At 36.2% G+C, this 10,553-nt stretch carries 9 protein-coding genes; 8 read left to right on the top strand and 1 reads right to left on the bottom strand.

Features of this window, described 5'->3' with window-relative positions:
* Nucleotides 1–249: 249 nt before the first annotated feature.
* From accD to JOC48_RS16660, 5 genes are all read left to right on the top strand, one after another.
* A complete protein-coding gene (gene accD / locus JOC48_RS16640) occupies nt 250–1,128 on the top strand; it encodes an acetyl-CoA carboxylase, carboxyltransferase subunit beta (protein WP_204501545.1) in 879 nt (292 codons plus the stop codon).
* Nucleotides 1,106–2,062, top strand: coding sequence for an acetyl-CoA carboxylase carboxyl transferase subunit alpha (gene accA / locus JOC48_RS16645; protein ID WP_204501546.1), 957 nt, complete (start codon nt 1,106–1,108; stop codon nt 2,060–2,062). Before accD ends, accA begins: the two co-directional genes overlap by 23 nt.
* 450 nt (nt 2,063–2,512) lie before the next feature.
* Entirely contained in the window at nt 2,513–3,472 is a 960-nt protein-coding gene (pfkA, locus tag JOC48_RS16650; protein ID WP_204501547.1) for a 6-phosphofructokinase, read from the top strand.
* 54 nt (nt 3,473–3,526) lie between these two features.
* Nucleotides 3,527–5,290: a pyruvate kinase gene (gene pyk / locus JOC48_RS16655; protein WP_204501548.1), complete on the top strand. Its 1,764-nt coding sequence runs from the start codon at nt 3,527–3,529 to the stop codon at nt 5,288–5,290.
* Between the two features lie 161 nt (nt 5,291–5,451).
* A complete protein-coding gene (locus tag JOC48_RS16660; RefSeq protein WP_204501549.1) occupies nt 5,452–5,853 on the top strand; it encodes an FxsA family protein in 402 nt (133 codons plus the stop codon).
* 20 nt (nt 5,854–5,873) lie between these two features.
* On the opposite strand, the gene ytvI is transcribed toward JOC48_RS16660, so the two are convergent.
* Nucleotides 5,874–6,998 (bottom strand): sporulation integral membrane protein YtvI, encoded by a 1,125-nt coding sequence (gene ytvI / locus JOC48_RS16665; protein WP_204501550.1) that lies wholly within the window; start codon nt 6,996–6,998, stop codon nt 5,874–5,876.
* Nucleotides 6,999–7,199: 201 nt separating this feature from the next.
* Here ytvI and JOC48_RS16670 point away from each other — a divergent pair, with 201 nt between their 5' ends.
* From JOC48_RS16670 to icd, 3 genes are all read left to right on the top strand, one after another.
* Nucleotides 7,200–7,670: a DUF441 domain-containing protein gene (locus tag JOC48_RS16670; RefSeq protein WP_204501551.1), complete on the top strand. Its 471-nt coding sequence runs from the start codon at nt 7,200–7,202 to the stop codon at nt 7,668–7,670.
* A gap of 247 nt (nt 7,671–7,917) precedes the next feature.
* Complete coding sequence (citZ, locus tag JOC48_RS16675; protein WP_204501552.1) at nt 7,918–9,033, top strand: citrate synthase; 1,116 nt, start codon at nt 7,918–7,920, stop codon at nt 9,031–9,033.
* An 82-nt stretch (nt 9,034–9,115) separates the two neighbouring features.
* Complete coding sequence (icd, locus tag JOC48_RS16680; RefSeq protein WP_204501553.1) at nt 9,116–10,387, top strand: NADP-dependent isocitrate dehydrogenase; 1,272 nt, start codon at nt 9,116–9,118, stop codon at nt 10,385–10,387.
* The last annotated feature ends 166 nt before the right edge of the window (nt 10,388–10,553 follow it).

Genomic DNA, 10,553 nt, shown 5'->3' on the forward strand with positions numbered 1-10,553 from the left:
CATTTGTTATAATGTAAAAGGTATTTTATCAACGTTTAATAGGTGTATTTATAGGACAACAATATGATAAAATTGATACCATGTTTTAATCATTATACATGAATATATTTGTAACCTTTCGAGGATGCTTTCGTTATGCTTTCATCATTTAAAATGTGATTCTTTAGAAAGTATAAGTAAAACTAAGGCTTTTGCCATTAGGACTTGCACTCTAGAAAAGCCAAGTTTTCTAAAAAGGAGGATAACCCTTTGCTTAAAGATTTTTTTACCAAGAAAAAAAAATACGCATCAATTCCTAGTGAAAAAGCAAAACAAGATGTCCCTCAAGGATTAATGCAAAAGTGCCAAAGTTGTAAAAAAATATTTTATCGAAAAGAAATGGATAAAAATTTACAAGTTTGTCCAAATTGTGGGCATCACCACCAAATCGGTGCGTTTAAGCGAATAGAAAGTCTGTTTGATGAAGGGTCATTTATAGAATGGGATAAGCAATTAATTTCTAGTAACCCATTGGACTTTCCTGATTATGAAGATAAGTTAGAGAAAGATAGAAAGAAAACAAACTTAAACGAAGCTGTTGTTACAGGAAAAGGTACGATTAATGGCTTTGAGACTGCTGTTGCAGTGATGGATTCAAGATTTCGTATGGGTAGTATGGGGTCTGTTGTAGGAGAAAAAATTGCGAGAGCGATTGAAAATGCAAGGGAATCATCTATCCCTTTTGTAATTTTTACTGCGTCCGGAGGAGCTCGAATGCAGGAGGGTGTTTTAAGCTTAATGCAAATGAGTAAAACGTCTGTAGCAATTCAACGATTGAATACTGCAGGGGGATTGATGGTCTCTGTCATGACTAATCCTACTACTGGAGGAGTTTCGGCTAGTTTTGCATCATTAGGTGACTATAATTTAGCTGAACCAGGTGCTCTAATTGGCTTTGCAGGTAGAAGAATAATTGAGCAGACAATTAGAGAAAAACTTCCTGATGACTTTCAAACTGCAGAATTCCAATTAAAGCATGGACAGCTTGATAAAGTAGTTTCTAGACATGATATGAAAGATGTATTAACCACAATACTAGATATTCACTCAACAGGGGGTGCTAATAATGAAACAAGCACTGGAGTTTGAAAAACCTGTCATAGAGTTACGAGAGAAAATAGCTGAACTAAAAAAATTAACACAAGATAGTAAGATTGATTTATCGGCAGAGATTACAACTTTAGAAAATCGACTACAAAAACTTGAAAATAATATCTATGGTAACCTTAAACCATGGGATCGAGTCCAGATTGCTAGACATTCGGAACGTCCAACGACACTAGATTATGTGGAACATTTGTTTACAGATTTTATTGAGTTTCATGGAGATCGCTTATTTGGGGATGATGAGTCAATTGTTACTGGAATAGCCAAATATAAAGGAAATCCTGTTACAATTGTTGGTCATCAAAGAGGAAAGAACACAAAGGAAAATATACGAAGAAATTTTGGAAGTCCACATCCTGAAGGCTATCGGAAAGCATTAAGACACATGAAACAAGCAGATAAATTTAAACGCCCTATCGTCAGCTTTATCGATACAAAAGGTGCATACCCAGGAAAAGCAGCGGAAGAGCGGGGGCAAAGTGAGGCAATTGCTAGAAATCTAATGGAGATGGCTGGTTTTAAAGTCCCTATCATTTGTATTGTCATAGGAGAAGGTGGTAGTGGAGGTGCATTGGCATTAGGTGTTGGTGACCATGTACATATGTTAGAAAACTCAACTTATTCAGTCATTTCACCCGAGGGTGCGGCAGCGTTATTGTGGAAGGATTCTAAACAAGCACAGAAGGCTGCTGAATCATTAAAAATTACTGCTTATGATTTGAAAAAGTTAGCGGTTATTGATGAAATTATCCCTGAACCAAAGGGGGGAGCCCATCGAGATATGGAATTGCAAATATCCTATATCGATGAGGTATTACAGAAATCTATAAATGATTTAAAGAAACATAATGCAGAAGAATTGCTAGAACATAGATGGAGGAAGTATAAGGCAATTGGTGATTTTCGCAATGCATGATGTCTTTTATATAGGTTAGGCATTAAACAAGAATAGTATTTGTCCGTATGAAAGAGGCTGACTCAGTTGGTATCAATCGATGAAGTTTTTCTTATTAACCTCCATTATTACGAGGTATTTAAGGAAACTCTGTGACCTTTGAGTCTGCTTTTTTTATTGGAAGAAAAGAAATGATGATAATTGTTTAAAATTGTCGTATTTAGGGATGAGATTCATCTTTCTTTCATGTATAATTTTATATGGTACCAAACTGGTTTATACTATAAGGGAAGGTAGTACTATTTTAAAATGATTTTACATATAAAATCTGAATCAACGATGTGTAAGGAAGCAATGACAAGATTATTGTGGTTCTTGTAATTAAAGAAAAATAACTATAAACTTGTCAGGGATAGTTTTATCTTTGTTTAAAACTTTTAAGAGATAAACGAATAAATTGAGGTGAGCTACTTGAAGAAAATTGGTGTTTTAACTAGTGGTGGTGATGCACCTGGAATGAACGCAGCTGTTAGAGCTGTTGTTAGAAAGGCAATTTTTCATAACGTGGAAGTATATGGAGTGTACAACGGTTATCAGGGCTTGATGGAAGGAAACATCAAGCAAATGAATTTGGGCTCAGTAGGCGATATTATTCAGCGTGGAGGGACCATTCTTTATTCGGCTCGATCTGAAGAGTTTAAAACAGAGGAAGGTCAGCAAAAGGCTATTGACCAATTAAATACAATTGGAATTGAAGGACTTATTGTTATTGGAGGAGATGGTTCTTTTCGAGGTGCTGAAAAATTAACACAAAAAGGGTACCCTTGTATTGGTGTTCCAGGTACAATAGATAATGATATTCCAGGAACCGACTTTACCATTGGATTTGATACAGCTTTAAATACTATTATAGATTCCATTGATAAAATACGAGATACTGCAACATCACATGAACGTACATATGTTATAGAAGTAATGGGGCGAAATGCTGGTGACCTTGCTTTATGGGCGGGGCTAGCTGATGGAGCAGAAAGTATTTTAATACCTGAAAAACCGGATGATTTTGATTCGGTTATCATGAAGTTAAAAAGGGGACAAGAAAGAGGAAAGAAACACAGTATTATTATTTTAGCAGAAGGCGTTGGAAGTGGAGTTGAATTCGGTAAACGTGTCGAAAACGAAACAAAGATGGATACGAGAGTTACTGTTCTTGGTCATACGCAAAGAGGGGGATCACCGTCAGGGTTTGACCGTGTTTTGGCAAGTAGACTAGGTGCAAGGGCTGTTGACCTTTTATTAGAGGGGAAAGCCGGAAGAATGGTTGGAATCCAGAAGAATGAGTTAGTAGATCATGATATCATAGAAGTATTAAAAGAGCCGCATGAAATTGATTTAGATATGTACAATTTATCTAATGAACTTTCTATATAAAAAGAAAAGCAATGTACAAAGTTGTTGTCGTCTAGAATTAAGGAGGAAATATTTATGAGAAGAACAAAAATTGTATGTACAATAGGTCCTGCATCAGAATCGGTTGATAAATTAGTTCAGCTAATGGAAGCTGGAATGAACGTTGCGAGATTAAACTTTTCTCATGGTGATTTTGAAGAGCATGGGCAGAGAATCACTAATATTCGAGAAGCTTCAAAAATTACGGGGAAAACGGTTGGCATCCTGTTGGATACGAAAGGACCTGAAATAAGAACTGGAGTTTTAAAAGACGGACAAGCGAATTTAAACAAAGGAGATATCGTTTATGTATCGATGGATGATTCGATAGAAGGTACATCAGAACGAATTTCTGTCACCTATAATCAATTGATTAACGATGTACATGTTGGATCAAAGATACTATTAGATGATGGTTTGATTGAATTAGAAGTTACTGATATTTTAAAAGATAAAAATGAACTTAAAACACGTGCATTGAATTCAGGATTATTAAAAAATAAAAAAGGTGTAAATGTACCTAATGTAAGTGTTAACTTACCTGGAATTACTGAAAAGGATGCAGCAGATATTAAATTTGGGATTGAACAGGATGTAGATTTTATTGCAGCTTCCTTTGTAAGAAGATCCTCAGATGTATTGGAAATTCGTGAATTATTGGAAGAACACAATGCAACACATATTAACATCATTCCAAAGATTGAAAACCAAGAGGGTGTAGACAATCTTGAATCGATTCTTCAAGTTAGTGATGGTTTAATGGTTGCTAGAGGTGACCTAGGAGTAGAAATTCCTCCTGAAGAGGTTCCGTTAGTCCAAAAAGACATGATTCGCAAATGTAATACAGCTGGTAAACCAGTAATTACAGCGACACAAATGCTAGACTCTATGCAAAGAAATCCAAGACCTACTAGAGCGGAAGCGTCTGACGTGGCAAATGCTATTTTTGATGGTTCAGATGCAATTATGCTTTCAGGTGAAACTGCAGCTGGAGACTATCCTGTAGAGGCAGTACAAACAATGAGTAATATTGCTACAAAGGCTGAAACTGCAATTGACCATAAAGCAATATTAGATATCCGTTCCAAAGCCATTGATATGACAATTACGGACGCTATTAGTCAATCAGTGAACCATACTGCATTAAATTTAGATGTAGATACAATTCTTATCCCTACAGTTAGTGGTTTTACGGGACGTATGATTTCTAAGTACCGTCCAAAAGCTCCGATTGTTGCTGTTACATTCGATGAAAGAGTATGTCGTAGGTTATCCCTCGTGTGGGGAGTGGAAGCGTTGTTAGGTGAATTGGCTGGTTCCACGGATGACGTATTAGATGTAGCGATAGAGCGTGGGTTGGCTGATAATTATTTCAAACGTGGAGATCGTGTTGTCATCACTGCGGGTGTACCTGTTGGAGAAAGTGGAACAACGAATTTAATGAAAGTGCATGTAATTGGTGATGTACTTGCAAAAGGTCAAGGTGTAGGTAAAGGAAGTTCATATGGAAGAGCAGTTGTAGCGAGAAATACAGAAGAAGCTATTAACAAAATTCAACAAGATGATATTCTGGTTACGTATGGTACGGATAAAGAAATGATGCCTGCAATCGAAAAAGCAAGTGGTATCGTTACTGAAGAAGGTGGACTTACTTCACATGCAGCAGTAGTTGGCTTAAGCTTAGGTATCCCAGTTATTGTTGGAGTAGAGAATGCTGTAGATTTAATCGAAGGAAGCAAAGATATAACGATAGATGCAAGCAAAGGTGACATTTACTCTGGACATGCAGGTGTGTTATAAATAATAAAACGCTAGGTGAAAGGGTCCCAACCTCCCATGTACTGACTATCAATATATACAAGGGGGTTGGGGCTTTTTCTTTAACAATTGGCTGTGTTAAAGTTCGGTGTTGATTTTTGACGACTACTATCGGAATTTTCAAAGAGAAGGGGTGAATGGAAGTGTTTCGTTGGATCTTATTATTTGTATTAGTAGTACCTGCATTAGAAATCGGTATATTTATATGGGCAGGAGGCAAGGTCGGTCCATGGTGGGTGATATTCCTAATTATTTTAACGGGAGTAGTAGGAGCTTGGTTAGCTAGAAAGCAAGGCATGGAAACGTTATTTAAGGCAAGGCAATCTATTGCTACTGGTCAGCTTCCTCACACTGAAATTTTCGATGGAGTTTGTATATTAGTAGGTGCTGCATTTTTATTAACTCCTGGTTTTATTACGGATGCGATAGGCTTTTGTTTGTTACTACCTTCAACAAGGAGACCAATTAAACGATGGATGCAAAAGACTTTGAAAATTATGATGGATAAAGGAACGGTTACCATCATTAATCATAGGCGTAGATAGTAGCCATTCCTTCCATATAGCTATTTTTCGCTATGGATGTCTCCTTTTATATAATTCCATATTTGTTTCAAAACGCCTGTCTGATAAAGTGTGTTTATTACAACAAGAAAGACGGGTCCAATAATTAATCCTGCAAATCCCCAAAGCTGGAAACCTACAAATATTGCAACTAATGTAGCTAAAGGGTTCAATCCTATGTTGGATGATAGTACTTTTGGCTCCATCATTTGTCTTTGTACAACAATTGTAATATAGAGAATACTTAATCCGATTGTTAGAAAATAATTACCTTTAAAAAACATATATAATATCCAAGGAATAAACACTATGCCTGTTCCGAGATAAGGTAGTAAATCGATCGCTCCAGTAATCACAGCAATGGTAATTGCATGATCAACTTTTAAAATAATTAATCCTATAAAGACTATGACTGCTGTAATCATGATTAGCGTAAGCTGCGCTTTTATGAACCCTAAGAAAGCCCTTTTTAAACCTTTCCCAACATTATGACTGGAATCAATGAAAGATTGTGGTACCGTTTTTCGTAACCAATCCATTAGCTTGTACCAATCTTTACTAATAAAAAATGTTCCTAATAGTGAAAAAATAAAAACCGTCATATAACTTGGTAAACTAGCTAATGTACGTGGAATGACCTGCAACATAGACTGAATGATTGTTCCACCATTTGCAGCAATATTATTACCCAATCTTTGGATATGGTCCATAATCATATTTTGCTGAGACTCTTCAAGCATGCTAACCATTGAAATAATCCTTTGGTAGATTGGGATTAGTTTGTCCGTAATCATCTCTTGAAACATAACAACAAATGCTTGAAAATGTTTTGGAAGGTGTTCTGCGAGGTAAGTAGAACCATTGATAAGCTCCACTACAAGTAATGCTAATATACCAGTAATGATTACGAGAATACTTGTAATAGAGATAATTACAGCAAATGGCCTAGAAAGTTTACCTTTTGTTTCTAAGAAATTTACAATTGGATTTATTAATATAGCGAGAATCAATGCGATAATGAAAGGATACGTATATTTTGCGACGATAAACAGAAAAATAATAGAAACCATTGTAATGAAAACGACGATTAGAAAGCGAATAAATCGATATAAGTTGGTAAGATTCAATAGAATCCCTCCTTATTTTCTCCAGAAAAATTGTGATACCAGACAATGGATCATAACAATATTTGGTTTACGATAAATGACGACTCGATGAAGTTTTCTAATCAGTTTCAGTACTACTCTAATAAGATATTTTTATTTTTGAAATAATATGTGATAGTATTAAAAATGGTTTGATATGTGGTAAGATGATGGAGGAGTACTATGTTTAACCAGTCAACCTTGTTTTTGATTCTTTTATTTGCTCTTGGTTACATAGGGAAGAATCAATCGATTATGATAGCTGTCTATGTATTGATTGGGCTACAGCTCTTTAAATTAGATGGGAAATTATTTCCTATTATTGAGGAGAAAGGTATTGGTTGGGGCGTAACAATTATTACAATAGCGGTATTGGTTCCGATAGCGACTGGAGAAATTGGATTTAAGGATTTGCTGCAAAGCATAAAATCCTACTATGCTTGGATTGCTCTAGCTGCTGGAGTTTTCGTGGCTTTGATAGCTAAAAGTGGCTTAACGCTTCTGGCTGACGATCCACATCTTACTACAGCATTAGTTATGGGAACTATCATGGCAGTGGTTTTTTTTCAAGGTGTTGCAGTTGGCCCATTAATTGGAGCTGGTATTGCATATTTAATCATGAGAGCGGTTGATTTTTTTATTCGTTATAATTGACAGGTAAGCTTGAAGTTTATTCATTTGATTTAATAGTTATTCCTAAATTTCTTCGGATATATAAAAAAATTAATCGGTTTCATTTCACAAACAATTCTAAATTGTTTATAATTAAGGTTGGGGATGATTAGAAGCATATTTTGTCGAATAGCTTTATGCTTTTGACCTATAAAGCTCTGCTAGGTAATAATGTTACTGTTTACATTAAAGAGCAAGCTACTATGATAAAGAAAAGGAGAGGGATGCAATGTCAACCACTAAAGGACTAGAAGGGGTTATTGCAACAGAGTCATCAATTAGTTCTATTATCGATGATCAATTGACATATGTCGGTTATGGTATTGATGAACTCACAGAAAATTCTAGTTTTGAAGAAGTTGTTTTTTTATTATGGAATAAAAGACTTCCTAACAAAGATGAATTAAATAGTTTTACGAACGAGTTAGTTTCTAATATGGAAATTCCATCCGAAATCATCGATCATTTGAAATCGTATGATTTAACAACTGTTCATCCAATGGCAGCATTGCGAACAGCAGTTTCATTGCTCGGTCTTTTTGATTCTGAAGCTGATGAAATGAATGAAAGTGCGAATGTTAGAAAAGCCGTTCGTTTGCAAGCAAAAATAGCTACTGTTGTGACGGCATTCGCACGTTTACGTGATGGTAAAGAACCTGTATCTCCAAAAAATGACTTAAGCTATGCAGCGAATTTCTTATATATGCTGAACGGGAAAGATCCTGAAGATATTGAGGTAGAAGCAATTAACAAAGCATTGATTCTGCATGCAGACCATGAGTTAAATGCATCAACATTTACTGCTCGTGTTTGTGTAGCGACGTTATCAGACGTGTATTCAGGAATTACTGCAGCTATTGGCGCGCTAAAAGGTCCTTTACATGGAGGCGCAAATGAACGTGTAATGAAAATGCTAAGTGAAATTGGAGAAGTCGAAAACGCATTACCGTATATTAAAGAAAAGTTGGAGAATAAGGAAAAGATTATGGGAATGGGTCATCGGGTATATCGTAATGGAGACCCACGTGCAAAACATTTAAAAAAGATGTCAAAAGAATTAACAAATTTAACAGGTCAATCGAAATGGTATGAAATGTCAGTACAAATTGAAGATTACATCAAATCTGAAAAGGGTTTACCAGCAAATGTGGATTTCTATTCCGCATCAGTTTACCATAGTTTAGGGATTGATCACGATTTATTCACTCCAATTTTTGCAATTAGCCGATTCTCAGGTTGGCTTGCGCATATTCTTGAACAATATGAAAATAATCGTTTGATTCGTCCTCGTGCAAGTTATGTAGGACCATCACATCAAAAGTACGTACCATTAGAAAAAAGATAGTAATGGACTGACCAATGTTATGATAGACAAGTGGTTATTCATGATAAAATATTAACGATAAAGAATAGGGAGGATTATGTCTATGGCACAAGGAGAAAAAATTACAGTAAATAATGGGGAACTTAATGTACCTAACAAACCAGTAATTCCTTTTATTGAAGGGGATGGAACCGGTCCAGACATTTGGGCTGCAGCAAGCAGAGTGTTAGAAGCCGCTGTAGAGAAAGCGTACAAAGGTGAAAAAGCGATTGAATGGAAAGAAGTTTACGCTGGTCAAAAGGCCTTTGATAAAACTGGCGAGTGGCTTCCTGCTGAAACTTTAGACACGATTCGTGACTATAAAATTGCGATTAAGGGTCCATTAACGACTCCGATTGGTGGAGGAATTCGTTCTTTAAATGTTGCACTACGACAAGAGCTAGATTTATTTACTTGTTTACGTCCTGTTCGCTATTTTAATGGTGTACCATCACCTGTTAAACGTCCAGAAGATACCGACATGGTGATTTTCCGTGAAAACACTGAGGATATCTACGCTGGTATTGAATGGCAAGAAGGTTCTGCAGAAGTTAAAAAAGTGATTGATTTCTTACAAAATGAAATGGGAGTAACAAATATCCGCTTCCCTGAAACATCAGGAATTGGTGTGAAGCCAGTGTCAGCAGAAGGAACAAAACGTCTTGTACGCTCTGCAATTGATTATGCAATTAATGAAGGTCGTAAGAGTGTAACGCTTGTACATAAAGGTAACATTATGAAGTTTACCGAAGGTTCATTCAAAAATTGGGGCTATGAACTTGCTGAAGAAGAGTACGGGGATAAAGTATTTACTTGGGCAGAGTATGATAAAATTGTTGAAGAAAAAGGCAGAGACGCTGCAGATGCAGCTCAAAGCGAAGCAGAGCAAGCAGGGAAAATTATCGTTAAAGATGCCATTGCAGATATTTTCTTACAGCAAATTTTAACTCGACCTCGTGAATTTGATGTAGTTGCTACAATGAACTTGAATGGTGATTATGTTTCTGATGCTTTAGCTGCTCAAGTTGGTGGTATCGGTATTGCTCCTGGTGCAAATATCAACTATGAATCTGGACATGCAATCTTTGAAGCAACTCACGGTACTGCGCCAAAATATGCAGGTTTGGACAAAGTAAACCCATCTTCTGTTATTCTTTCTGGAGTGCTGATGCTTGAACATCTTGGCTGGAGAGAAGCAGCGGAACTTGTTTTGAAGTCAATGGACCAAACGATTGCATCTAAAGTAGTTACGTATGATTTTGCTCGTTTGATGGATGGTGCTACAGAAGTAAAAACATCTGAATTTGGCGATGAATTAATTAAGAACATGGACTAAAAATACTTAACTAAATAGTTTAAAAAGAGGCTGTTGCCGAATAAAGTGGTCCCTATGTCAAGGACACTTTTAAAAAAGGCCTTAAATTTTAATAATTAATAGCGTATTCTTCCGGTAAGGAGGAGATACGACATAAGAACCAGTAACTCTTCTGCCTCAGAAAGTT

The organism is Aquibacillus albus, assembly GCF_016908325.1.
Classification (GTDB): domain Bacteria; phylum Bacillota; class Bacilli; order Bacillales; family Amphibacillaceae; genus Aquibacillus_A; species Aquibacillus_A albus.